The sequence below is a fragment of the Streptomyces herbicida genome, assembly GCF_032656585.1.
In the GTDB taxonomy this organism is placed as follows: domain Bacteria; phylum Actinomycetota; class Actinomycetes; order Streptomycetales; family Streptomycetaceae; genus Streptomyces; species Streptomyces herbicida.
Genome location: NZ_JAUYWJ010000020.1, coordinates 68,597 through 92,775, shown reverse-complemented (window position 1 = coordinate 92,775; position 24,179 = coordinate 68,597). Strand labels below are relative to the sequence as shown.

18 protein-coding genes are annotated in these 24,179 nt (G+C 67.7%); 8 read left to right on the top strand and 10 right to left on the bottom strand.

Features of this window, described 5'->3' with window-relative positions; translation table 11 throughout:
• The first annotated feature begins 27 nt into the window (after positions 1-27).
• Positions 28-1,749, top strand: coding sequence for a serine/threonine-protein kinase (locus tag Q8A52_RS34725; protein WP_316758770.1), 1,722 nt, complete (start codon positions 28-30; stop codon positions 1,747-1,749).
• Here the strand turns inward: Q8A52_RS34725 and Q8A52_RS34720 are convergent.
• Together Q8A52_RS34720 and Q8A52_RS34715 are read right to left on the bottom strand one after the other, a co-directional pair.
• On the bottom strand, positions 1,742-2,356 hold the full coding sequence (locus Q8A52_RS34720) for a hypothetical protein (RefSeq protein ID WP_316758769.1): 615 nt from the start codon (positions 2,354-2,356) through the stop codon (positions 1,742-1,744). The genes Q8A52_RS34725 and Q8A52_RS34720 overlap by 8 nt on opposite strands.
• Positions 2,353-6,912 (bottom strand): FtsK/SpoIIIE domain-containing protein, encoded by a 4,560-nt coding sequence (locus tag Q8A52_RS34715; RefSeq protein WP_316758768.1) that lies wholly within the window; start codon positions 6,910-6,912, stop codon positions 2,353-2,355. Before Q8A52_RS34715 ends, Q8A52_RS34720 begins: the two co-directional genes overlap by 4 nt.
• A gap of 280 nt (positions 6,913-7,192) precedes the next feature.
• On the opposite strand from Q8A52_RS34715, the gene Q8A52_RS34710 reads away from it, so the two are divergent.
• Positions 7,193-7,495 (top strand): WXG100 family type VII secretion target, encoded by a 303-nt coding sequence (locus tag Q8A52_RS34710; RefSeq protein ID WP_316758766.1) that lies wholly within the window; start codon positions 7,193-7,195, stop codon positions 7,493-7,495.
• 546 nt (positions 7,496-8,041) lie between these two features.
• The gene (locus tag Q8A52_RS34705; protein ID WP_316758764.1) at positions 8,042-8,425 is read left to right on the top strand and encodes a hypothetical protein; all 384 of its coding nucleotides are present in this window, start codon (positions 8,042-8,044) and stop codon (positions 8,423-8,425) included.
• Between the two features lie 63 nt (positions 8,426-8,488).
• Here Q8A52_RS34705 and Q8A52_RS34700 read toward each other — a convergent pair whose 3' ends face one another.
• Complete coding sequence (locus Q8A52_RS34700; protein WP_316758762.1) at positions 8,489-10,444, bottom strand: hypothetical protein; 1,956 nt, start codon at positions 10,442-10,444, stop codon at positions 8,489-8,491.
• A gap of 59 nt (positions 10,445-10,503) precedes the next feature.
• Positions 10,504-10,830 carry a hypothetical protein gene (locus Q8A52_RS34695; protein ID WP_316758760.1) on the bottom strand — a complete coding sequence of 109 codons (327 nt, stop codon included), beginning with the start codon at positions 10,828-10,830 and terminating at the stop codon, positions 10,504-10,506.
• A gap of 202 nt (positions 10,831-11,032) precedes the next feature.
• On the opposite strand from Q8A52_RS34695, the gene Q8A52_RS34690 reads away from it, so the two are divergent.
• The 5 genes from Q8A52_RS34690 to Q8A52_RS34670 all read left to right on the top strand — a co-directional run bounded on the left by Q8A52_RS34690 (position 11,033) and on the right by Q8A52_RS34670 (position 15,711).
• Positions 11,033-11,305: a WXG100 family type VII secretion target gene (locus tag Q8A52_RS34690; protein WP_316758759.1), complete on the top strand. Its 273-nt coding sequence runs from the start codon at positions 11,033-11,035 to the stop codon at positions 11,303-11,305.
• 484 nt (positions 11,306-11,789) lie between these two features.
• Positions 11,790-12,062, top strand: a complete 273-nt coding sequence (locus Q8A52_RS34685; protein WP_263211361.1) for a WXG100 family type VII secretion target — start codon at positions 11,790-11,792, stop codon at positions 12,060-12,062.
• Between the two features lie 225 nt (positions 12,063-12,287).
• A complete protein-coding gene (locus Q8A52_RS34680) occupies positions 12,288-14,279 on the top strand; it encodes a hypothetical protein (protein ID WP_316758756.1) in 1,992 nt (663 codons plus the stop codon).
• Positions 14,280-14,298: 19 nt separating this feature from the next.
• On the top strand, positions 14,299-15,408 hold the full coding sequence (locus Q8A52_RS34675; RefSeq protein ID WP_316758754.1) for a hypothetical protein: 1,110 nt from the start codon (positions 14,299-14,301) through the stop codon (positions 15,406-15,408).
• A 12-nt stretch (positions 15,409-15,420) separates the two neighbouring features.
• A complete protein-coding gene (locus Q8A52_RS34670; RefSeq protein WP_316758752.1) occupies positions 15,421-15,711 on the top strand; it encodes a hypothetical protein in 291 nt (96 codons plus the stop codon).
• A gap of 7 nt (positions 15,712-15,718) precedes the next feature.
• Here the strand turns inward: Q8A52_RS34670 and Q8A52_RS34665 are convergent, their stop codons facing one another.
• From Q8A52_RS34665 to Q8A52_RS34640, 6 genes are all read right to left on the bottom strand, one after another.
• Positions 15,719-16,309, bottom strand: coding sequence for a hypothetical protein (locus Q8A52_RS34665; protein ID WP_316758750.1), 591 nt, complete (start codon positions 16,307-16,309; stop codon positions 15,719-15,721).
• Between the two features lie 72 nt (positions 16,310-16,381).
• Entirely contained in the window at positions 16,382-20,821 is a 4,440-nt protein-coding gene (locus Q8A52_RS34660; RefSeq protein WP_316758748.1) for an FtsK/SpoIIIE domain-containing protein, read from the bottom strand.
• Positions 20,822-21,137: 316 nt separating this feature from the next.
• Positions 21,138-21,716 carry a hypothetical protein gene (locus tag Q8A52_RS34655; protein WP_316758746.1) on the bottom strand — a complete coding sequence of 193 codons (579 nt, stop codon included), beginning with the start codon at positions 21,714-21,716 and terminating at the stop codon, positions 21,138-21,140.
• A gap of 88 nt (positions 21,717-21,804) precedes the next feature.
• Positions 21,805-23,577 carry a DUF6571 family protein gene (locus Q8A52_RS34650; RefSeq protein ID WP_316758744.1) on the bottom strand — a complete coding sequence of 591 codons (1,773 nt, stop codon included), beginning with the start codon at positions 23,575-23,577 and terminating at the stop codon, positions 21,805-21,807.
• 90 nt (positions 23,578-23,667) lie between these two features.
• Positions 23,668-23,790: a hypothetical protein gene (locus Q8A52_RS34645; protein ID WP_316758742.1), complete on the bottom strand. Its 123-nt coding sequence runs from the start codon at positions 23,788-23,790 to the stop codon at positions 23,668-23,670.
• Positions 23,791-23,835: 45 nt separating this feature from the next.
• Positions 23,836-24,168, bottom strand: coding sequence for a hypothetical protein (locus tag Q8A52_RS34640; RefSeq protein WP_316758740.1), 333 nt, complete (start codon positions 24,166-24,168; stop codon positions 23,836-23,838).
• Positions 24,169-24,179 lie beyond the last annotated feature (11 nt).

The window sequence follows — 24,179 nt, the reverse complement described above, 5'->3', positions numbered from 1 at the left end:
GACAGGACCTAGGGGGAGGGGGACGCCATGCAGCCGCTCGGAGCCGACGAACCGACCGTCGTCGGACCCTACCGGCTCCTCGGCCGGCTCGGTGCCGGCGGAATGGGGCGCGTGTACCTGGGACGGAGCACGGGCGGCCGTACGGTCGCCGTGAAGATCGTGCATCCGCACTTCGCGCTCGACGAGGAGTTCCGCGCCCGCTTCCGGCGCGAGGTCGAGGCCGCGCGCCGGGTCGGCGGCGCCTGGACCGCGCCGGTCCTGGACGCGGACCCGGAGGCCGCCGTGCCCTGGGTCGCCACCGCCTACGCGGCCGGCCCGTCCCTCGCGGCGGCCGTGTCCGACGGCGGGCCGCTGCCCGCGCACTCCGTACGGGTGCTGGGCGCGGGCCTCGCCGAGGCACTGGCGGCGGTGCACGAACTGGGCCTGGTGCACCGGGACGTGAAGCCGTCCAACGTCCTGCTGACCCTGGACGGGCCGCTGCTCATCGACTTCGGCATCGCCCGGGCCACGGACGGCACGGCGTCGCTGACCTCGTCCGGCGTGTCGATCGGCTCGCCCGGCTACATGTCGCCCGAACAGATCCTGGGCAAGGGCGTCACCGGCGCGGCGGACGTCTTCTCCCTCGGCGCGGTCCTGGCCTACGCGGCGACCGGCGAGTCACCCTTCCCCGGGGACTCCTCGGCCGCCCTGCTCTACAAGGTCGTCCACGAGGAGCCCGAACTCGGCTCGCTCGGCGGTGAGCTGCGGGAGGTGGCCGAGGCCTGCCTGACGAAGGACCCGGGCGGGAGGCCGACCCCAGGGGAGGTCGGCCGACGGCTCGCTCCCGACGGGGCCGCGCGGCTCGTCGCGGGCGGGTGGCTGCCGGGGGCGCTGGTCGAGCAGGTCAGCCGGAGTGCCGTACAGCTGCTCAATCTGGAGACCGCGGAGGCGGTGCCGTCCGGTCCGGTGGGCTTCAGCAGCCCGTCGGTGGGCGGGGATTCGGAGCCTTCGGCAGGGGCTGCGGCGGGGGAGTTCGGGCCGGCCCCGGACATACCGGTGCCGGTGTCCCCGGCCGCCGCGCCGGGGCCGCCGACCGTCGCGCCCGGGGACGGGAACGCCGTACCGGGTGCCCCGACCGTCGTGCCGGAGCCGCGGGACGCGGTGCCTGCCGAACAGCGGCCGGGCAAGGTCTCCGTCTCCGTGGCGGCCGCCTCCACTCCCGGCGAGGGAGGCCGTGGCCGGCGGGTGAGCTGCACGGTGGCGCTCGCCGTAGCCGGGGCCCTGGCCGCGGTCGCCGTGGGGCTGGGCTTCCTGATCCGCCCTATGCTCGGCGTCGACGAAGACTCCGGCACCGGCAGCGGCCGCGAGTACTCCGCGGCACCGAGCACCGCCTCCAGCACCGCCGCCGGCGCGCCGAGCGCCGTCCCGGACCGCTACCTCGGCACCTGGGAGGGCCAGGGCACCGCCCTCGACGGCAATCTCCCCATCGGCACCTTCCGGCTCACGGTCCAACGGGCGGACATCGGGGAGGAGTTGGGCCGTATGACGCAGACCGACCAGCTCGGCGGTGTCTGCACCGACGTCCTCACCCTGAAGAAGGTGACGAAGACGCAGATCGTCGCCACGTCCGTCGGGGCCAGGGGCAACCACGAGGGCTGCAACCCGGCACCTCACTCCGTCGAGTTGACGCCGGTCGGGGACGACCTCAAGTACACGTCGGACAGTTCGGCGGAGGGAAACCCGGTTTCGCGGATGTCGAAGGTCAAGTAGCGGACTGCGAACGCTTCTTGCGGCTCCTGATGGAGACGGAGAGCAAGAGGATCAGCAATGCGCCGGACCCGGCGACGGCGCCGAGGACGACGAGCCCGATGTGCGGGTACTGCTGATGGACCCAACAGGGCCCGCCCGCACGGAAGCAGGAGGGGCCGCGGTGACCGCGCTCGGAACGGTGGGCCCCCATGAGCACCACGAGGACGGCGGCTGCCGACACCGTCCCGGGCACCGACTGGGCGAACCGGACCATCCACCGCCGGCCGGGCTGGTCCCAGTCGATCCGGCACAGGGGCAGGATCGCCGCGGCCGCGGTCCACGGCAGCACAACTCCCGCGGTGACGGCGAATCCGTCTCCGCCGTCGGGCCAGGCGGGGGCGAGCCCGGTCCAGATGCGGGGCCCCCAGAGTCGCGTCAGCGCCGCGAGGCCGACGATCGCCACGGCCAGGAGACACCCGCCCGCGTTGAGAATCACCTTGTTGCGGTCGAAGCGGCGCCGCCGGGGCTCGCGGGCGGGCGCGGCGGTCGTACGGCCCCGTGCCCGCCGGTAGTGGAGGGAGGCCGGACCCGCCTTCGCCCGGCCCGCTCTCGCCGATCCTCCGCTCACCCAGGGATCACCACCGTCCGCAACTCACCGTCGCCCAGGTGCAGCATGCCCTTCCCCGGCACCACCTGGCCGCCCACCATGCTCCGGGACAGCCGTACGCCGATCAGGTCGCCGCTCGACGACTCCTGCGGGGAGAGCAGGATGCCGCGGCGGGCCTTCTTGGCGTCGACCTGCCAGCCGGAGAAGCCGCTGCAGACGTCCTCCTCGTCACCGGCGATGACGAGCGCGAGGCCGCGTTCGGAGCCGCGGGAGACGATCCGCTTCATGTGGGACTCGGCGTCCAGGTCCTCCAGGATCTCGCCGTCGTCGACCAGGACGGCGATCGGCTCCTCAAGGGACGCCGAGTCGATGACCTCCTCGAAGTCGTCCTCGTCGATGTCGTCGCCGGTGAAGACCTTCAGTACGCCTTCCGTGCCGTCGAGCCCGCGCAACGGCGACTGCCGCGGGGCCGCGACGACCAGCCGTATGCCCTGCGAGAGAAAGGACTGGGCGAAGTTCATCAGAACCGTCGAGCGGCCGGACTTCGCCGGGCCCGCGATGACGAACGACGGCACGCCCGCCGCCAGGTCCGGCCCGAAGCCGACGATCTCGTCGCCGCCGATGCCGGCCAGCGCCCACAGCCGGGAGCGGGAGGCCTCCGGGTCACGCATCTCCCAGGCGTCGGCGAAGGAGATCCGGCTGGGCAGGCTGTCCACCCGGAACGGGCGGCGCGAGCGCGGGACCGAGGCGTCCCGGGCCGTGGCGGCCTCGCCGATCGCGCCGATCGCCGCGGCCTGACCCTGACCCGTGGTGTCCTCGGCGAGGAGCGCGAACTGGGTCTCCGTACCGGACTCGTTGCGGAAGGCACGGCCCGGCGGGATCTCCTCCGGCACCTTGCGGGCCGGGATGCCGAGCGTGGAGAAGTCGCTGAGGTCGGCGAGGCGCAGGCCGTACTTGTCCCCGGTGAGCGTGGCGATACGGCCGACGAGCAGCGTGCGGTCACCCGTCAGCACCAGGTGGATGCCGACGCTCGCGCCCTCCCGCATCATCGTGGTCAGCTCGTCCGTCAGTGAACCGTGGTCGATCTCGCCGAGGGTGGGCACCCAGCCCTCCCAGCGGTCGAGGAGGACGACGATGTGCGGCAGCCGCTCGTCCTCGGGGGCCGCGGCCCGCTGCTCGCCGATGTCGGCGTAGCCCCTCTCCGCCAACAGGTCCTGACGGCGCCCGAGTTCGCCCTTGAGCCGGTTGACCAGGCGGATCACCCGCTCGGTCTGGTTACGGCCCACGACCGCGCCGCAGTGCGGCAGCCGGGTCAGCGCGTTGAGCGCGCCGTTGCCGCAGTCGATGCCGTACAGGTGGACGTCGGCGCAGGAGTGGGTGCGGGCGATGGAGCCCGCGATGGTCCGCAGCACCTGGGAGCGGCCGCTGCGCGGCGCACCGCCGATCATCAGATGACCGAAGGCCGAGAAGTCGACGACGACCGGGCGGCGCGCCTGATCGGCCGGCAGGTCCTCCACACCGTACGGCGCGGGTGGCAGCTTGCCGGGGGCGAGGGCCGCGACCGGGACCTCGACCTCGTCGAGCAGCAGCGTCCCGGCGAGGGCGGGCAGCCACGGGCTGTGCTGGGCCGGGATGCCGAGGGTTCCGTTGGCGTCCCGGACGGCGTCGACGAGCACCTTCAGGTCGGTGATCTCCTCGTCCTCGCGCGCCTGAGCCTTCGGCTTGACCAGCGCGGCCCGGCCCAGGTCCGCCCAGGCCAGCTCGCCCACCCACGGGGCGAGGGCGGCGGGGTCGGCGGCACCGGGCCTGCGGCCACCGACCCGCCCCGACTGGAAGGGCACCAAGGACGCGTGACCGAGGCGCACATACGCCCGGCCCGGCGTGTTCTTCGAGATGTGCCCGGCGTCGGGCGAGTCGATGACGTCGGTCGACTCGCCGCCGTCCGTCACGCGCAGGGCGATACGGAGGTTGGTGTTGGCGCGGATCTCGGGGGAGACGACACCGCTGGGCCGCTGGGTGGCGAGCAGCAGGTGGATGCCCAGCGAACGACCCCGCTGGGCGATGTTGACCAGACCCGTCACGAAGTCGGGCAGGTCGCGCACCATGGACGCGAACTCGTCGATGACGATGAGCAGTCGAGGCACGGGCGCATGCGAGGGATCCCTGCGCACGAGGTCCTGATAGTCCTCGATGTCCTTGGCGTCGGCGGCGGCCAGGATGTGCTCGCGCCGCTTCAGCTCGGCGCCCAGCGACTCCAGGGCGCGCTCGACGAGGTGCGCGTCGAGGTCGGTGACCATGCCGACGGTGTGCGGCAGCTTCACACAGTCCTTGAACGCCGAGCCGCCCTTGTAGTCGACGAGCACAAAGGTCATGTTCTCCGGCGTGTTCGCCACGGCCAGCGACGCCACGATGGTCTGCAGCAGCTCCGACTTACCGGAACCCGTCGTACCGGCGATCAGCCCGTGCGGCCCGTCCTTGCGCATGTCGATGCCGAACGGACCGTCGTACGACTCACCGATCACCGCGAGCGTGGACTGCCCGCCCATCCGCCACCGCGCGACGATCGCATCGCTCGTCGGCGGCTCCAGCTGGAGCACGTCCAGCAGCCGGCTGGCGCCGGGCAGTGCCGAGTCCTCGGTCTCCCCGCTGATGTCACGAAGAGCGGACAGGGACCGGGCCAGGCGCAGACACCAGGGGGCCGACACGAAGTCGGGCCGCACGTCCTTGATGCGCTCCGCCCCGGACTCCTCGACGCGCAGCCGCAACTCATGGGCCCGCTCGATGCGTTCGGGCTCCGGACTGCCGGCGTCATGCCAGGCCTGGAAAGACGGAAAGCCCCCGGCGACCTGCTGCTGAGCCGCGGGCTGTGCGGCGTCGCTCTGGGCGTCGTACTCCTGGGCCTTGGGCTCGGCGACGACGAACGCCTGGCACTCACCCGGCAGGAACCGCTCCTCGGCGTCCAGACAGATGGCGTACATCGCGACGGCCGGCCCCTCGCGCAGCAGTCGTACGGCACCCGGCAGCGAACGCAGCCGCCGCGACCCGTCCCATACGACGACGATGTCCGGATCGCTGAAACCGGTCCCCTGACCGCGGTTCTGCTCGGCGGCCTTCTTGCGGGCGTCGAGGATCTGGGTCAGCTCGCCGATGCGGGCGCCGACGGTCTCGGCGTCGGTGCCGATGAGGACGTTGACGTCCTGACCGCCGGCCGGGCGGGCGTGCGGCAGCCAGCGCACCCAGTCCCAGCTGCTCTGCGCGCTGTTCTCGCTCAGTACATAGACCTGGACGTCCATCGGGCTGTGCAGCGCGGCGGTCTGGGCGACGGCCCACCGTCCGAGTGCACGTGCGGAATCCCCGGGCCCCGCCATGCCGATGACACCGAGGGAACGCAGGGAGAGGGAGACGGGCGCGTCCTCGATGTTCCAGGTCACCTGGCGCCGGTGGTCGTCCTGCTCCGGGTCGTCGAGCACGACCTCGGAGGGCAGCCGCCCGGTCCCGACCCGCACCACCAGATGGTCGCGGTCGGTACGCCGCCGCTCCCACAGCCGAGTACGCGGCCCGGTACCGTGAGAAAGCACGGCAGCCGGATCGGGAATTGCGTTCCGCCGGTCCAACCGCTCGGTCGTCAGGGCGTCCTGAGCGTCCTTCTCGATCCGCTCCTTCTGTTCCTTGTACTCCTTGACCTGCTTCGCATGGGACTTGCGCCCGTGCTTCTTGTCCATGAAGTAGTTGGCGAACAGCATGACGGGGCTGAGCCCCGCCATGATCAGGTAGTACCAGCGGTGGAAGATGAGCACGGACACCACGGACCCCACGAGGGGCGTGAGCGCCATCAGCCAGGGAAGCGGCCGGGCTTCGTACTCCCGGGGCGGACCGGGCAGCCGGAACTTGGTCGGCCGGTCCGGTGGGCGGAGCCGGGGCGGCCGGTTGTAGTCGAGCCCCACCCCGTCGTCGGACCACTTGAGGGCGGCGTTCGGCGGGCTGTAACGGGCCAGCTCCAGCAGGGTGTTGCCGAGGGCGATCTGGGCGCCGAGGGGCCAGGAGTCACCGTCGATCTTCTCGCCGTCGAGAGTGACACTGTCCTGGTCCTGGTGAACCGAGACCCGGCAGGTGCCTTCGGTTGCAACTGACAACGTCAGCGCGCGGGGGTCGAGTTCCGGGTCGTCGATCCGGATGTACGACGCCGGACCGCTGCCGATGTCGTGCCGGCCCACCCCGAGCCGGTGTACGAACCCGGCTCCGGGCCCGCCGACGACGCGCAGTTCGACGAGGCCGCTGGGCTCGCCGGGCAGACACCCGGCAGGATCCTGCAGACTGACGACGGCCCCTTCGCGCAACGGCGACCCGACGACCGTCGCGCCGGGATCGACGGCGTACCCGTCGACGTACACGAGGGGCAAGTTGCCCGCCGGCGCCTGGTGCTGCTGCCCGATGGGGATGACCTGCGCCCCACTGTGCCCGACGTGCCGGGCCAGTTCCTGGGCGATGTCGCCCACGGTGGACTCGGGGTCCGCGTCGAGGACGACGTCGGCGGAGCTCCCGCCGAACGGGTCGACGACGGTCAGAGTCAGGCGCACGCTTGTCCTCCCCCAGCCCCTGTGGCTCGCGCTGATTGCCCATCCTGCCCTGGTCCACCAGGTCACCTTGCTCATCGTCACCCGCGAGGGTGACCGCCGCCGCAAGCTGCCCCCGCACCAGCGGGCGGCTGACGGGGCGATGCGGAGTCAGCCAGGTTTCGCTACGGCAACGACCCGCGTGCGACGGCCGTAAGCTGCGGCGCGCAAGCGCGGACGATCACACCGTTGAAACGGCCACGAAGGGGCTGTCCCCGTGGCGTTTCGAAGAGGGAGCGGCTTCATGTCGAAGGACCTTGACGTCACTTACCAGGACATGCGAGACGCAGCCAAGCATGTCGTGAAGGAGAAGGAAAGGCTCCACGAGAGGCTCGACGGACTGCGCAAATACATGGCCAACCTGGTCGAGTCGGGCTACGTCACGAAGAGTTCGTCGAAGGCGTTCGACGAGAACTTCGACGAGTTCGTCCGCGGCACGAAGGTCACGCTCGACGGCCTGGACGGCATGGGGGACTACCTCACCAACGCGGCGGACAAGTTCGAGCAGATCGACGAGGAACTGGCGAAGGCGGCTCGCGGCAAGTGACTGCGGTTGACAGCCGTTTGACGGTGTGGCGGCTGCTTGTGCTCGCCCCCCGCCAGCGCCTCGCCCGTCGTGTTTGCGAAGGAAGAGCCAAGTTGCAGCGGTTGACACGCCCGGATCCCCTGGACATGACGGAGGGCAAACCTGACGATCATTCAAATGGCGGATATGTCCGACAGGTTCGCGCTTCGCCCTTGCGACGGTGTCACGAACTGCCCCTCATCTGGCCAACATATCCTTGTACAGGGTTGTGCCCCCACGCTTCGTAGGGCACTCTCGACGATGTCAATAGGATAGTTTTCGACACCATTTACCGGTCGGCGCTTGGAATGAATCAAAATAGCCCCGCCGTGGCGAACTTGTGGTGGATGGAAGGCGAGGCGTGCATTCTCAGTGAACCGAGCGAGAGGTGACATATCAATGCGGTTGACGGGCGAGCGGCGGTCCAGGCGATTGGTTCTGGGCCTGGTCGCCATTGGGGCATCGGTAGCCCTTGCTGCCTGCGATTCATCATCCGGCGGGCCCACCAGCAAGGAGGCGGGCGCACGCATGTCGAAGGATTCAACGTGGCTCCTGAACACCATGCAAACCTCGTTGAAGGCGCCGGGGCGGTACGCCGTCACGGATGATGGCTCAACGGACAGGGCATGTGGAAATGGTAAACACAAGCGGACGTACGCCGCCCATATGAAAGTCCCGGCATCGCCGAATGCGCGTAAAGCTCTGATACTGGACGCGGGAGACGTCAGCGGCTTCCTCGGTTCGCGCGGATATAAATTGGACACCGAGGCAGGCAAGGTCCGAAAAAGCGACGATAAGTACGTCGAAGCGTTGTTCAATGAGAAGGCGCACACTCGCATCACCGTTACGCTGACGGCACACGATACGCCAACTCTCGACTATGTGCTGACGGGAACGACGGATTGCCTATAAGGCACAGCAAGGTCATAGGGTGGCCAGGTACTTACTTGCCCGGTCACCCGACCTGCTTGACCTCTACTCCCCGTCCACTTCCTTGACGTACACGTCCGCATCCTGATTGCTCAGCTCACCAGCTGAAAGGACCTGCTTCGTGTGGAAGGAGACGTCGCCTTCCCGCTGCTCGTTCGCCCAATCGTTGAAGGCTTCGAGCTGATGGTCCTTCGAGAGCTCTTCGAAAGACTTGAGTTTTCCGTCCTCGCCCTTGAGGCCGTCAGGTAGGGGCGTGGTCTTCCAGCCACCGTCCATGAGAGTCGTGGCCATCGTGTACCGGGCCTGAGCGACCATTTCGAAATTCTTCTCGTTGACCTTCTCGGTCCGCTCAGGTCCAGATTCAACGTATGCGCCACCGCCGTACTCCTTGACGGCGAACATGCCGCCACGCCAGGCCAGTGTCCAGGCAGCGGGAAGCTCGGGCTCGCCTGCGACCTCCGATCCGAGGATGGCAGCCTGCTTGAGGTGCTCCTTGAAAGCCTTCTCCGACTCGTCCATTTCGCCGCGAATCTTCATCTCGGCGTCATACTCGAGACGTTGGGTGTTCCCGAAGGCCTTGGCCGCAAGATCGTAGGTACGCGGATCCTGTTTCCCGGCCGCGATCGCGTCATGGTCGAATTTCGCCGTTCTGATGAGCACGTCGTGTTGGAGTTTGCCCATCGCCTCGTCGAAGGGGGCCGTCATCCCGTCATCGTCGGAGAACGTCTTCATGAACCGGTATGTGTCTTGCGGGCTGAGATAGAAAGCTGGATCGACGCCGAGTACGTCGTCATATTCGGTCGGTGAACCGAAGGAGGAGTCGCCACTGTTTTCATCGACATTGTGGCCGCCGATCAGCATCTCGGGCGCGTAGGACGCCGCGAGTCTTCCCATATCCTTCTTGAAAAGGCCGTTGAACTCATGCGTCTCGGCGTGGCCTGCGGCTAGTACGGCATCGAAAGCGAATGTGCTCTCCCACGCATTGTGCTTGCCCGCATCAACATGCCAGTTCCCGTTCGCGTCCTCATGTCCGTGTACCCCGGAACCGACGTCGATGGCGTGGCCCAGAGCGGTCTGTGCGTCGCTGTTCTGCTTGCTGTACTCCAGAAGCAGCTTCAGGTGCTCTTGGAGGTTGGGGTTCTCCTCATCGCCCATCTGTGCAATGGCGTCGAAGACGGCACGCTGATTGTCGCCGAGCGCCTCCAGATTGAGGGCGACCGTGTCGTCCGGCAGTCCTAGGATGCGCGCCTTCTCGCCGCCGCCGCGAAAATCTTGATCCTTGTCCTTCGCGACCTGGTCGAGGACGTTGGCTCGGATGGACTTGGCGAGAAACGAGGAAGGAAAGTCGCCGTAACGCAACATGGCGCCGCGATCCCAACCCAGGGGAACCCCCTTGGGTACCGGCTGGAGGTACATCTTCTTGATCTTCTCGAAACCCGGAGCCGGATAGTCCGAGCTGCAGGCCACACCCAAAGCGTGACTGTACGCCTTGAGGTCCTCGCCAGCTGTCGAGCTGCCTGTGCTTGCAAGCAGGCTGGGGAGGGTCTCCGCCTGAATAGGCGGGTGCAGGTTGGCGTAGAACGACGAGCAGAAGTCCGGATCGTCCTTGTGGGCTGCGAGTTTCAGGGCGAGGTCGTGGTACTCCTTCCCGGCCTTCTCGTCGCCGCTGGTGTTCCTGGAGAACTCGTCGGCCAGCTCCTTGCCGTCCTTGCGTGCCTGGGCGGCGCTGACGACCGGTTCGGGCACCTGGACCATCTGCAGTCCGGGGTGTTCCCGCTCCAGCGCCGCTCCGAGGGCTTGGTGGCGGGTGAGGGTGGACAGTTGGTCGTCGAGCCAAGTGCAGATGCCCAGGATCTGTGTCAGGTCGCTGGTATCGATGCCGAAGCGGTCGAAGCGGGACTTGAGGTTCACCGCGCTCTGGCGCAGGTTGTCCTTGTCCGTTGTGTAGGACTTGATCATGCCCTGCATGGCTGTCGGATCTATTGCCGAGAACTCGCCCATTCTTTACTTCCCCGTTTGCTTCTTTTTTCGAAGTCTTGTCGATGGAGGTGAACGTGAACTCAGTAGCCCTGCAGGTCCATGCGCAGCATCTTGGCGTCGGCTTGCGAGACCTTCTCTGGGCACTTGGCGATTTCGGCTTCAACTGCCGGAATTAGCTTGCCCACCAATGTCCCGATCCGCTGCTTTTTCCCGTGAAGGTCGTCCCGGAAGTTCGCGGCGACTCCGCCCTTCTCGCTGGTCCACACCTTCTTGGCCTGCATGTCGGTGTCGGCCTTGGCCAGCAGGTCCTTGAGGCGTTCGGTTTCGGACCTGAGGTCGTTCCTCAGCGTTACCAGGGCCGCGCGCCATGGATTGTCGACCTTCGGCTGATCTGCCGGAGCGCCCATGTGTTCTCCCCCACCATTCCGTCACGGCCGCGTGGACCACAGCAAACAGCTTGATGTTACCGGGGCCCAACGAGCTGTAGATGGAGTGCAGTTGTAAAGGAACGGCAGTGAACGGCTGTATTGGGAGTGGCGCAGAGTGCGATGCCGCTCGCGGACGACGGGTCCGTAACTTTGCTATTGGTACGGGGAGGAGCGACGTCTCATGGCAATCAGTGGTGCCGATCTCGACGCGCTGAACAAGCTGGTCACTCACTTCAAGAGCCAGAAGATCAACCTGGAGTCGGTGTTCAGCGGTCTGAACTCGGCCGCTGACGAGAGTCACGGCTACTGGACGGGCCCGCTGGCGGACAAGTTCCGTCACGAGTGGACGGCGATGAAGCCGCACCTGCAGAAGATCGTGGACCTGCTGCACGAGGCCCACCAGGCCTCGCAGACGCACCACGACATCATCCGCAGGGCCACCGCCGGCCACTGAGCCGATCAGGCTCCACGGAGCTTCTTGCTCAGGCCCGGGCTCGAAGCAGCCCGAGTTGCCCACGATGCACATGGTCATGCCGGACCTGAACACCCCGGCGGGTCGGGCGTTGGGCATCGCGTTCCCGCCAGGCCAGGGCTGCGGCGACGCCGGCTGTCACGAGCAGAGAGGGGTGAGGTCGGGGACGGGTGCCCTCGGACGGATGGTGGGCCGGTCGTGAAACTCCGCTTTTTTACTTGACCCTTGACCTCATTTTGCGAAGATTTGCCGCGGTGAACGCCCGATGGCTGGCGATTTCGGCTTCAACGGCAGAAATCGACTGCCCGTCAAAGTCGCGTTGTCACTGGAACCAACGGTGCGCGGGTGGCGTGTAGTTGTAGAGGAATGAGGGACACGGATGCTCTGCGAGTGGCGTGAGGTAGCGTGCCAGTCGCGGACGACGGGTCCGTAACTTTGCTATTGGTACGGGGAGGAGCGACGTCTCATGGCAATCAGTGGTGCCGATCTCGACGCGCTGAACAAGCTGGTCACTCACTTCAAGAGCCAGAAGATCAACCTGGAGTCGGTGTTCAGCGGTCTGAACTCGGCCGCTGACGAGAGTCACGGCTACTGGACGGGCCCGCTGGCGGACAAGTTCCGTCACGAGTGGACGGCGATGAAGCCGCACCTGCAGAAGATCGTGGACCTGCTGCACGAGGCCCACCAGGCCTCGCAGACGCACCACGACAACATCCGCAGGGCCACCGCCGGCCACTGAGCCGATCAGGCTCCACGGAGCTTCTTGCTCAGGCCCGGGGCGCGCCGTCCGACCGTCGGACGGCACGCCCCGGGCCGGTTCCGGTTCTTCGAGGGCCAACCTGGAGGAGGGGCGCGGTCCTGTACGCGGTTGAGGTCCCGGAGTTCAACTCGCCCGTCGTGTGGTGGGTGTGCCACGAAGTCCCCTCGCTGAACCACTGGGCAGTCTTGAACGGGGAGAAACGGCATGTCTGAGTTCGCGGGGGTCGACCCGCATCGGGTGCGTCTGCTGGCCAACAAGCTCAAGGACCTGGCGGACACGCTGGCACGTGAGGCGCCGAACATCCGGAAGTTGTTCGACGAGTGGGGCGGGACGATCAACCAGTCAGCCCTTGCACGGCAGGTGACGCAGGTTCAGGACGACGCCCGGGACATGGCCAAGCGGGCCGACGAGGCGCTGAACCTGCTGCACGGTCAGCGGTTCGTCGACCCGAACGACCCCCACAAGGACTTCATCAACATCCCCTGGGACGTCTCGCAGATCAACACGACCTACGAGGCGCAGCAGGAGGCGCAGAACCTCAAGCAGGCGATGGACAATCCGAAGGATCCGTCGTCACGTGCGACGATCGCGGAGGTCGCCCAGTCGCTGGCCGATCACCAGGACGACCCGTCGTACCTCCAGGCATTCATGGCGAACGGCGGCATGGACCAGGCCGCCCGCGCCGCACGCGTCCTGCACGAGCAGGACGGCACGCATGACGGCGTGGTGCTGTCGAAGGAGTCCGAGGGGATCGTTGCGCAGTTCGGCCAGGGCGTGCAGGCGGCAACCAGCCTCGCCAAGGACGGCAAGATCACTCTTCCGCCGAACTACCTCGACAAGCTGACGAAGCCGGACGGCGGCGACATGTGGTCCGTCGGCATGCTCTTCAAGTACGGCCCGGACGGCGACAAGTGGGACCCCCACGTCCTGTCCGCGGTCGGCGGCGCGATGCTCGACTGGCGCCAGAAGAACCCGATGCGGCCCGACTATGTCGCACCCGACCTGCGCTCCGGGGGCTATGGCGGATACGTCGAGGGCAAGGACGACTACTGGTACAAGTCCCTCGGTCTCAGTGTCGACTACCTCAAGGGCAGCAAAGGCGTCGACGCGAAGATCGCCGCCATTGACGCCAACGACCCGTCCCTCGCCCTCATGCAGCGCCTCAGCCAGAACGCGGACGCGTCGCGCTTGGTGCTCACCGGGCCGGACGGCGCGAACCACGCCGCCGCTCTCGTCAGCGACAAGTGGGCCACCCCCGGCCCGTACTCCTTCGACGACGCCAAGTTCCCCGCTTCCGTCATCCGTTTGGCGACCCTGGACCGGCAGCACCACGCCAAGGAGTCGGCGGAGGCGGCCGCCAACCTGATCAACGCGGGTGCCGCCGAGTACGCCAAGGAAAAGAACAAGAACGACTACGACAAGTCGCAGTACCCGGTCAACAAGGGCATCACGCAGGCACTGTCGACGGTCTTCCAGGCCTACGTACCGGACTTCGCGAACTCGACGGGCATCTCGAATCAGGCGGCTGACGCGAAGGACGGCCGGATCGTCATGGATCGTCAGCACGCCGAGGACTTCCTCAGTGAGATCATGCAGAACCACGACGAGGCCGGAAACGTGGTCCAGGCGATCAACGCTCAGATCAGCCTGACGGCGCAGCAGGGCCTGAACAACGCGGACGCCGACACGTATCTGAAGAACTTGGCCGAGCTGCGCGGCGAGGTGTCCGCCGCCGGCAAGCAGGTCAACCTGGACGCGGCAGCCCTGACGGATGCGGCGCACACCAAGGAACTGCTCTGGTTCAACATCATCGCCAGCGGTGCCGCCGCCATCCCGAACCCGACGACGCAGCTCACCCAGAACTGGATCCAGGCGGCGATCTGGGCCGGTATTCCGTACGCCGACAGCAAGTTCTCGACGAACAACGCCGCCAATGTCGAGGCCGGCTCCAAGAGCATCATGTTCAACGACGCCACCTCCATGCACGTACCCCTCGTCCAGGGCCTGGTCCGCGCCGGCAAGATCCAGCCGCCGCACGATCACCCGGAGTGGGCGGACGGCAACATCACGTTCCGCAACGACCGCGACCGCACCGACTTCAACCAGTGGTGGGTGGACATCAAGAAGCAGCAGGGTGGGCTGCTCGACAACTTCGATGACGACATGAGGGACGGCTTCAAGCGTGGCTCCGAATAAGAACAGCGAGGTGTCGCAGGTGCCGGCATCCGACGCGTCGGCGTCGGTGTCGGCGACTCGCGACGCCGGCCGTGCCCGCCGTGGCCTTCTGCTCCTTGCCGCCGTCAGCCTGCTCGCCGGGGCCACCGCTTGCGACGACGGCGGTGACGGTGGTTGGAAGGCGCCGGGCAAGGGGCAGGCGGCAGTCCTGCTTCACGATGAGCCCTCCGGTCCGCCCGGCCGCCAATTCGACGGCGATCTGGACGGATTGACCATTGCCTCGGACGGCACAGCCTATGTGCTGCTCGACGGTATCCAGCGCATCAAGGGCGACCGCACGATGGAGTCGTTGCGGACCAACCTGACCGACAACTCCTCCGGACTGGTCGCGCTGCCGGACGGCTCCCTGATCTTCGGCAGGGACCACGCGATCCAGAAGTACGACCGGGACCAGCAGGTCAGCGTGCTGGCGGGCGACCCCGGCAAGGTGCGGTCCAGCACGGCGCCAGTTCCGAAGTCGACCAGTGCCGTGGGCTTCAGGTTCGGGGACAACGCCGTCGCACCCATCGGGGTCCGTCCCGACGGATCGCTGATCGTGCTCGACGGAGATGTGGTCTGGTCGCTGGCCAAAGGTCGTCTCACTCGTGTGTACGAGGTTCCAGCGGCCGACCGGAAGAGTCGAGGACTGGAGTCCCACCCCACTGCGGCCGTCGACCACAACGGCATCGTCTACGTGGTCAGCCGCCCGGCCGATTCGACCGAGTACTCGCGCATCGCGGACATCATGGCCATCCACACCGATGGAACGTCCGCTCCCGTCGCACTGCCCCGGTCCGTCGTGGGCATGAAGGGGCGACCTGCCGATTTGAAGGTTTCCGCACTCACCGCTGACGGCGCAGACGGCATCTATGTCGACACCGCGGACCACAACGGGACGTACGTCCTCCACCTTCACGGCGGACGAGCGGACCTGGTGGCACGCGCCGCGTACGACGCGCACGGGAACTATCGGGACGCGAACTGTGACTTGAAGCACCCGGTGGACGCCAAGAAGCTGCCGTGTGGCCTGCCCTCGTCCATCACATACGGGGAAGGCAAGCTCCTGCTCGGCGGCAACGAGCACTACCTCCTCCAAATCGGCACCAAGTAACGGGGACCATCGATGGGCGTACCTGACGAAGACAAGCTCGGCTATATCTGCCGCCAGGACATGAACAAGATCGAGGCGTCCGTCTCGAACATCCGCGCTGCCATCAAGGCCGTCAACAACCTCATCGGCTGCGACACCTGGGTCGGCTCCGCCGCCGACAAGTGGGGCAACGACTTCCAGGGCCGTATGGGGGCCTTGGGCACGTTGTTCGACTCCTACCCTCCGGAGGAGCAGCGGCTGATCACCAAGGCCCAGAAGGACCAGGCGGACATGGACCGCAAGCGGACGGGCGGGGGAGCGTAGGGGTCGGCTAGTCCCGGCACGGGCCGTCGGTAACCGAGCCCGTGCCGGCCGCCGTGTCCGGGATGGTGGCGCAGACCTTCTTGCCGCTGTCCGAGTCGGTCACGGTCACGTGCCCGTTGGTGTCGAAGGAGTCCGCCGCCTGCGCCTCGTACACGCCGTCGGAGGTCGTCACCGACGTGTCCGGCGTGACGTCCCGCGGCGAGGTGCTGCAGGGCGTCGGAACGTACGTGGCCGCGCCGCCGGACCCTGGTTCGCTGGGATAGACGAAGGTCGGCTGCGGGGCGCTGGGGTCGCAGCTGCGGGCCGAGTCCAGTGCCTCGTCGATGATCCGGCGACCGGCCGCGTGCAGTCCGTCGCTGGTCTTCTGGTCCTCGAACGCTTCGCCGAGCAGCACGAGTCCGCCCACGACGCACATGATCATTCCGAGCCCGAACAGCCAGTTGGTCAGGCGTTTGGCATCAGGCTCCCGGCGTGACAGCGCGGCCGCCACGCCGGCCGTCAGGACGATCACCGCGCCGGCCCCGAGCAGGGCCCAGGCGGGCCCGGTCGAGATGGGTCCTACGTGCACATTGGGTGGCAACGGCTGAGCGATCAGCATGCACACCGCCCCCGTTCGATCAGTAGTCCCTCACCCGGGCAAGCCGAGCCGCTTCCGGTCCCTGCTGCGCTCTCAGTCGTCGATCACGGCCTGCACCTGCGTGACCGCGCCTCCTTGGATCAGCACCCCCCGGCCTGCGGGGCCGGCGGAGGACGTGCGGGGCAGGCGGACGCCGAAGAGCTGCTCCCCGGCGTCCGCGGTGGGCGCCAGGAGCAGGCCGTGGCGGTTGCGGCGGGCCTCTACGACGAAGCCGCGGTACTGGGAGCCGAGGGACTCGGCCGAACCCGCCGCGATGACGGCGTGGTCGCCGTCGAGTCCGCTGCGGACGACCTCTTCCAGGGCGGAGTCCAGCGGGGTGTCGTAGAGGAGTTCCGCGTCGTCGGCGAGGACCGCGTACCGGCCGCCCTGCGTCCGGGCCAGGAGGTCGGTGAGGTCCTGCTGGCCGGCGTCGCCGGGGAGGACGCCGAGGACGCCGGGTTCGCCTTCCAGTTCCTTCAGCGGGGAGCGCTTCGGGGTGATCAGCACCACGGGCAGGCCGGCCCGCGTCATCGAGCGTGCCATCGCGATCAGGGTGCTCGACCGGCCCGACTTCGGCGGTCCCGCGACGACGAAGCCCGGCCCGGACTCGGACAGGTCGGCGCCGAGCGGCCCGAGTTCGTCGCCGCCGACGCCGACGAGGGCCCACAGGTCCGAGGCGGGCGCGAACTCGGGGTTCAGGGCGAGGGCTTCGCGGACCGTGCAGCGTACGGGCAGGGCGTCCACCCGCATCGGGCGGAGCGGGCGCGGGGGGCGGGGGTGGAGCCGAGCGGCCTCCGTCGCGATCCCCTGCAGCGCCTCCACCTGGGCCTTGCCCGCGGGGTCGGCGGCGAGCAGGGCGAGCTGGCACTCCTGCACGCCGTCGTCGGTCAGGCGCAGGGCGCGCCCGGGCGGCATGTCCTTTGGTACGGAACGCGGGTTGATGCCGACCATGCCGTAGTCGTTCGGGTCGGTGAGCCGCAGGATCAGACGTTCGCCGAAGGAGGTCGTCATGGCGCCGGACATGCCGGTACGGTCCGTGGTCATCACCACGCGCAGACCCACCGCCGGGCCCTCGCGGAACAGCCGGGTGACGGCCTCGATCAGCTTCCCGTAGTCGTAGCCCTCGAAGGTGGAGACGTAGCCCTCCCAGCCGTCGAGGAGGAGAACCATGTACGGCAGCCGGTCCGCGCCCTGGGCCGAGGCCCGCTGCTCCGCCACGCTGGAGACGCCGATATGGGCCAGGAGCTGCTGGCGCCGGGTGACCTCGGCCTGGAGGCGGCCCAGCAGACGGACGAGGCGCTCGGTCTCGTCGCGGGTGATGATGCCTCCGCAGTGCGGCAGCCGGGTGAGGGGGAGCAGGACGTTGGCACCGCAGTCGATGCCGTACAGATGGACGTCGGCCGGGCTCGTGGTCGTGGCCAGGGAGGCCGCGATCGTACGCAGTGCGGTGGAACGGCCGGAGCGGGGGCCGCCGATGATCAGCAGGTGCTCGCCGTCCACCAGGTCCAGGTCGAGCGGGGAGCGCGCCTGCCGGGCCGGGACGTCGATGACGCCGAAGACCGCCGGGGCCACGTCGCCGTGTGCGGGGCGGGTCTCCTGGTACAGGTCGGCGACCGTGACGTGTTCGGGCAGCGGGGGCAGCCAGGGGCTGTGCGGCGCGCCGAAGCCCATGCGCTGTGAGCCCTCGGCGATGGCGTCGACCAGCACCGCGAGGTCCGTCACCATGGTGCCGTCGTCCCCGTCGTCGGCCCGCCTGGGCAGCGGGCGGCCGATGGCGCTCCAGGGCAGCGGGAGGAGACCGACGGTCGGCGCCGAGGACGTACCGGGGCGTCGGCCACCGATGCGGGCCGACTGGACGGCCATCAGCGCGTTCGCGCCCGACCGTACGTACATCCGACCCGGCGTCGACTTCGCGATGCCCCCGGCGTCCGGGGCGTCGATGACGTCCGCGGACTCGTCCCGGTTGGTCACCCGCAGCGCGATGCGCAGGTTGGTGTTGGCACGGATGTCCTGGCTGACGACGCCCGCGGGACGCTGGGTGGCGAGGATGAGGTGCACGCCCAGGCTGCGGCCACGGCGGGCGATGTCGACGAGACCGGCGACGAAGTCCGGCAGTTCGGCCACCAGCGAGGCGAACTCGTCGATGATGATGACCAGGCGGGGCATCGGCTCCAGCTCGGGCCGCAGCCGCCGGGTGTCGGCGTAGTCCTCGATGTCCTTCGCGCCCGCGTCCAGGAGGATCTCCTCGCGCCGCCGCAGTTCGGCCGCGAGCGAGGCCAGGGCGCGCTCCGTCAGGTGTGCGTCGAGGTCGCTGACCATGCCGACGGTGTGCGGCAGCCGGGAGCAGTCCTGGAAGGCGGCGCCGCCCTTGTAGTCGATCAGGACGAAGTTCAGGGCGTCGGGCCGGTTGTGGACGGCCAGCGAGGTGATGAGCGTCTGCAGCAGTTCGGACTTGCCGGCGCCGGTGGTGCCGGCGACGAGCCCGTGGGGTCCGTCCAGCCGGAGGTCGAGGAAGAAGGTTCCTTCAGCGCCGACGCCGACCGGGAAGCGGGTCGTGGCACCTCCGGACCGCCAGATCCGCTCGATGTCGGTGCCCGTCGGATCGGGCATCTGCAGCAGGCTCAGCAGGCGAGCCGCCGACGGCAGCGCGCTGTCCGCGTCGTCGCGGCTGACGTCGCGCACCGGAGCCAGCGACCGCGCCAGCAGCTCGCACCAGGCGTGGGGGACCTGGTCGGCCAGCACCTCGCCCAGGGCGTCCAGCCCCGCGCCGCGCAGCACCACATGGTCCACCGAGCCCACCGGCCAGCAGATCGCCGCCCGGCACTCCTCGGGCAGCAGCCGCTCGTCCTCGTCGACGCACAGCGCGAACATCCCGTGCAGCGGGCCCTCCTGGAGGAGCTGCGGGACGCCGGGGACGCGGCGAAGGAGCCGCGCACCGTCCAGGACGATCAGTACGTAGGGGTCGGGCCGCAGCCGGCCCGACGGGCCCGCCGAGGCGGCCTCCTTGCGCCGGTTCAGCTCGTTGAGCAGCTCGGTGACGCGCTTGCCGATGGTCTCGGCGTCCGAGCCGACCAAGGCGACACAGTCCTGGCCGGTCTGCGGTGCGGCGTGCGGCAGCCAGTGCACCCAGCCCCACGCGGCGTCGGCGTCCGGGGCCGAGGAGAGCACGACCAGGGACAGATCGCGTGGGCTGTGCAGGACGGCGGCCTGGGCGGCGAACCAGCGGGCGCCCGCCAAGGTCTGGGGCCGGGCCCCGGCCAGGCCGACCACGCCCAGCTCCGTGAACGGCAGCGGTACCGGCACATCCTGGACGAGCGGTGGCGCGGGGGGCCCGTCGTCCGTTCCCCGGCCGGGGCCGGCGACGAGTTCGATGTTCGCCGGGAGGTCCGCCACGCCGACGCGCAGGACGAGGGCGTCCGGGTCGGTGAGCCGGCGCTCCCACAGGCGGCGCCGCGGTCCCGTCGCGAACAGCAGGAGGGAGGCGGGGTCCGGGTAGGCGCTGCGCCGCGCCCGCTGGTCCGCGGCGGTGAGGCTCGCCAACTCCTCCTCGTACTTGGCCTTCTGCGCCTTGTACTCCTTGACCGACGTGCGGTGCTTCTTCTTGCCGTCGCGGTTCTGGCTGACCCATTCGCCCGCCATCATCACCGGACTCATCAGGCAGAACAGCAGTGTGTACACCTGCTTGGTCATGAGGTACATGACCACGCCGAAGATCAGCGGTGTGACGGAGGCGATCAGCTGGAAGCGGTGGCGCTCCGCCTTGCGGGGTTGATCCGGAACCACCAGCCGCGCCCGCGGCGGCAACGACGTCAGCCGGGGCGGGCGGTTGTAGGCGAGCCCGCCTTCTCCCATCGGGGCCAGGTGCGCGTCGGGCTCGACCGGGTCGTCGAGGACCAGCAGGGAACCGCCGCAGCGCACCAGCGCGCCCAGCGGCCACTCGCGTTGCCCGAGGACGGGTTCGCCGTCGAGGAGTACCTCCGTGCCGGCTTGTCCCGGAGTCAGGGTGACGCGGCCGTCGACGGCGAGGCTCACGCGCAGTGCCTCTTGGGGAAGACGAGGGTCGGAGAGGGCGATGGTGCTGGTCTGCGCCGAGCCGATCGTCGTCACACCCGCGGCCAGCCGGGCGACCCGGCCGGCGCCGGGCCCTCCGGTGACGCGCAGTTCGTAGCGCCCCGACGGCTCGCCCGCCCGCAGGAACGGACCCACGCTGTCGTCGACGGATATGCGCATGCCGTCACGGAGTATGTCGCTCGCGCGCGCGTCGGATACGCAGTGTCGGCCGTCGGCCCACAGGCCGGCCGTGGTCTGCGCCGCCGTGCCGTCGAGCCGCGGGTCGTACGTAACCCGTGCCAACCCGGCGGCGACGGCGGTGACCGGAGTCGCCGTCGGCGCCAACGCCTTGGCCACCTCGGCAACTCTCGCGTCCTCACCGAAGTCAAGAATGACGTCCTGTGGATCCATGCCCTGCCGGACCACCGTGACGGACACCCGCATCGACCGTGTTCCTTCCTGAGGACCCGTAGCACTGCCACGTTGACATGCCCGCACAGGCTATCCGGCTCAGCCGGGGGTCGCCTCGCGGCCTTGCGGCCTTCGAGGGCCGGCACTCCAACCTGATTGGCCGCAGGGTTGCAACGGGGTGTTCGCCCTCTCGCCGCTTCGAGATACGGCCCGAGCCGACGCGCTATGGACCGGGCATCCCGCGCACACTCGCGCAGTGTCTCCGCCCGCTGCGAAGAGTGCGCGGACCTCGCGATTGCCGCCGGGAATCTCCTTGACTTTCACGGCGTCGTCACATGACGCCCCGTTCTCAGGCCGGCAGTTGGGATGGGAGGTCGCATTTCGCGTCTTTGTGGGCTTGGCGGGCGAAGGACATCGCCAGGTCGATGAGCTGCTGGCGTGCTTCCTTGTCCGAGACCTCAAGTGGTTTCAGGGCATCGGCCATTACGGTCATGCTCCAGGGCTGCTTACTCTCCTTCTCGCTGGAATAGCAGGGAACCCAGATCGCAGCCACCTCCGTATTGGAGGCGCCCTTGAGGCCGGCGTCGAAGTAGGTGATCTTTCCCCCGGAGTTCGGCGGGATTTCTGTCTCGGCCCACTGCTGCCAGGGCCTTGCGGATCCCATCTCGGCTGTCAGAAGGAAGAGGGACTTATCGCCATCACCTTTGACTGTGCACACGCTCCTGAACTCCCAGTCCCGATCAGGCCTCCACGTTTCGGTGAAGTGATATTCGGAAGCGTCGGGCAGCACGGAGTTGAAGATCTCGGCGGCCTGCTGTCGATTGGGAACATGCAGGCAGACATCGTCGGCCTGGATGTGTCCGCGCTTTTCGAAAGCGCCGAGGAAATAGGCTGCCAGCACAGCACCGGCCGCAATGGCGGCCGCCACGCCGTAGATGTACGGGTTTCGTAGAAGTCCGCGTTTAGTTGGTTCCGTCAAGGTCGATCACCTAATCGCTCTCGCACTGGCTGGAGGATTACTCAGCAGCTCTGCTGCGCTCTATCAGGTCACTGGCATCGCCGAATCCCTTTCCTGCCTGGTCGCCGGCTCTGGACGCGGCTGCCGCGTCACCGGTGGCGGCCTTGACAGACTCTTGGGTCGTCAGGATGGCTGACTGTTCGATCTGATCCAGGCGCTTTACATTCTTGTAGACTTGAGCCTTCTCTTCCGACCCATCGCCATCGAAACCGTCGAGGATGCCGTTGAATATCTCACCCGCAGCCGTACCGGCCAAGCCGCCTGCATAGACGCCCGCTGGGCCAGTGAATGGCTCCATCGCAATAGATGTGGCGCTGCCGACCAAAGAGCCTCCCCAAAGACTTGCGTGTTCCTTCCACGCGCCGTCTCGTGTGTTCGAATCAGCGTCGTTCTTGTCGGCCTGGAAGTGCTGGCCGTCACCGACGACACCCTGAAAGAGGCCGGTTTCATAGGCGATTTTATCGATGGTGGCGTCGGTGTTTTGCGGATAGAAATCTGGGTGTTTCTTTTGTGCCTCCATCAGTGCGGCAGCGTAAATATGTTGGGAGACGTTGAGCCTGTCGTACCCCTCTTTGTTACGGGCCACTGCATGCAGGAACCGTGCGGCGTCGTACCTGTCAATCCGAGCTGCGGCCCCTGAAGTCGGGTAGAGCTTGTCCCGGTACATGGCATCTGGATCCAGGGCGCGTTGCAGATCCGGCATGTACTCGGCCGAGATGTTAGCGAAGCTGTCCGACAGGAACGCGTGGTCGAGGAGGCGGTCCTGGTCCTCGGACACCGACTTCACCAGGGCACTGAACAACTCGGCCTGTTCTTTCGAGTGTTTGATGTCCTCGGCCGTGGCCTGTTCGCCCGGGCGGTGGCCGGTGGTGGCAGCCTCCAGAGCAAGGCCCATCGAATTGAGGCCGGTCACGCTCTCCTTGCCAGACTTGCTGTCGTCCGGCCACTTGCGGTCTTCGAAGAGGTACTTGAAGTTGGATTCCGCCTTGCCGTCGTCACCCTTCTGCTTCGCGGTGAAGAACTTGGTTGCCGCGTCAGGGCTGTTGGCGAGTGCCTTCATGTAGCCGGTGAGAGGGTCGTTGCCCTCGTCGTTGCCGAGGTGGTTGACCGTGCTCGTGGTGCCCCAGCCGGAACCGTAGGGCTGGTCTGAGCCCTCCAGCACCCGTTTGTCCTCTTTGACGAGCGCCGTTCCGTAATCCACGAGGAACTTGTCGTCGTAGTCGCCGTACCGCATGAGGTTGCTCATGACGATGAAGCCCTCGGGGCCGCCGGAGTCGCCGTGCGGGGCCGGACCCGGGTCTCGGATCGGTTTGTCACCGATCGCGACCATGTCCTTCTTCCACTTCTGCATCGCCGGCGAATCGGAGTTGGTGGCCGCCGCCACGGTGAGACTCAGGTTCTTCTGCATCTCGTCGAGGTCGTCGGCACGCGCGAAGTCGGAGGTCTCGCCGTATCCGGCAGGCCTGTCGAGATTGCTCATCTCATCCCAGAGTTGCAGCGTCTTCCGCGCTCCGAGAGCTCCTACCACCTTCTCCGCGAAGGGGTATTCGTCGTAGTTCTGGGCGAAGAGTTCGTTCAGCTCGTCGAACTCCTCGGGGCTCAGGTCCTCCGGGTCCTTCTTCCCGAGCTCCGTGGCACGCTTGGCGGCCTTGGCCGCGGCGGCGTTGGCGGCTCGGCTCGCCTGCGCTTCGTTGATCTGGACCATGCCTTTGGCGCCGGCGTACGGGACGTTGTCCATGTTCAGGGCCAGGTGGTAACGGCGCTTCAGCATGGGCAACTCGTCCTGCGCCCAGGACGCCACGCGTAGGACATCGGAGAGTTCCTGGGCACCCAGGCCGTAGTAGGCGAGCTGTGCCTTGTATTAGGACGCCCGGTCCTGAAGCGTCTCCTGGTCCCGCCGTACGGAGTCGATGGTGCCCTTGAACTTGTCGGGGTCAATCCCCGAGAAGACTCCCTTGCTGCTTCCCCCGTCGTCCGGGCGCATGCCCTCCCCGTTCCCCTCGTGTTGGATCCACTGCTCTTGGAGCGGTCAGTACAGACGTCTGTTGCGGTTCATCGAATTGGCTTCCTCTTGTGTCACTTTCTTCGGCATGCCATCGATTTCGTGCTGGATATCCTCAAGGACCTTGGTGATGCGATTACGTAGCGTCTTACGGTGACCGGCCGCATCGTCGTGCCATTTGTCAGCGTTTTTGCCGACCCAGGATTTCGAGGAGTCCCGGCCTCCTTTGCCGATGTCCGTGGCCGCCCTCTTGAAGGCGTCCACGAAGTCACCCTGCTCCTTCTCGAGTTGCAGCTTGAGTTTCTGTAGCCGCTCCCGCTCCGGATTGTCCACCTTTGGCTTGTCGCCGTCGGTTCCCATGCCCTTACCAA

Coding starts and splice junctions, on each gene's coding strand:
- Q8A52_RS34690 (WP_316758759.1), top strand. CDS start 11,033: ATGGCAATCAGTGGTGCCGATCTCGACGCGCTGAACAAGCTGGTCACT.
- Q8A52_RS34680 (WP_316758756.1), top strand. CDS start 12,288: ATGTCTGAGTTCGCGGGGGTCGACCCGCATCGGGTGCGTCTGCTGGCC.
- Q8A52_RS34685 (WP_263211361.1), top strand. CDS start 11,790: ATGGCAATCAGTGGTGCCGATCTCGACGCGCTGAACAAGCTGGTCACT.
- Q8A52_RS34710 (WP_316758766.1), top strand. CDS start 7,193: ATGTCGAAGGACCTTGACGTCACTTACCAGGACATGCGAGACGCAGCC.
- Q8A52_RS34665 (WP_316758750.1), bottom strand. CDS start 16,309: ATGCTGATCGCTCAGCCGTTGCCACCCAATGTGCACGTAGGACCCATC.
- Q8A52_RS34645 (WP_316758742.1), bottom strand. CDS start 23,790: ATGCGCCCGGACGACGGGGGAAGCAGCAAGGGAGTCTTCTCGGGGATT.
- Q8A52_RS34640 (WP_316758740.1), bottom strand. CDS start 24,168: ATGGGAACCGACGGCGACAAGCCAAAGGTGGACAATCCGGAGCGGGAG.
- Q8A52_RS34695 (WP_316758760.1), bottom strand. CDS start 10,830: ATGGGCGCTCCGGCAGATCAGCCGAAGGTCGACAATCCATGGCGCGCG.
- Q8A52_RS34705 (WP_316758764.1), top strand. CDS start 8,042: ATGTCGAAGGATTCAACGTGGCTCCTGAACACCATGCAAACCTCGTTG.
- Q8A52_RS34700 (WP_316758762.1), bottom strand. CDS start 10,444: ATGGGCGAGTTCTCGGCAATAGATCCGACAGCCATGCAGGGCATGATC.
- Q8A52_RS34650 (WP_316758744.1), bottom strand. CDS start 23,577: ATGCTGAAGCGCCGTTACCACCTGGCCCTGAACATGGACAACGTCCCG.
- Q8A52_RS34725 (WP_316758770.1), top strand. CDS start 28: ATGCAGCCGCTCGGAGCCGACGAACCGACCGTCGTCGGACCCTACCGG.
- Q8A52_RS34670 (WP_316758752.1), top strand. CDS start 15,421: ATGGGCGTACCTGACGAAGACAAGCTCGGCTATATCTGCCGCCAGGAC.
- Q8A52_RS34660 (WP_316758748.1), bottom strand. CDS start 20,821: ATGCGGGTGTCCGTCACGGTGGTCCGGCAGGGCATGGATCCACAGGAC.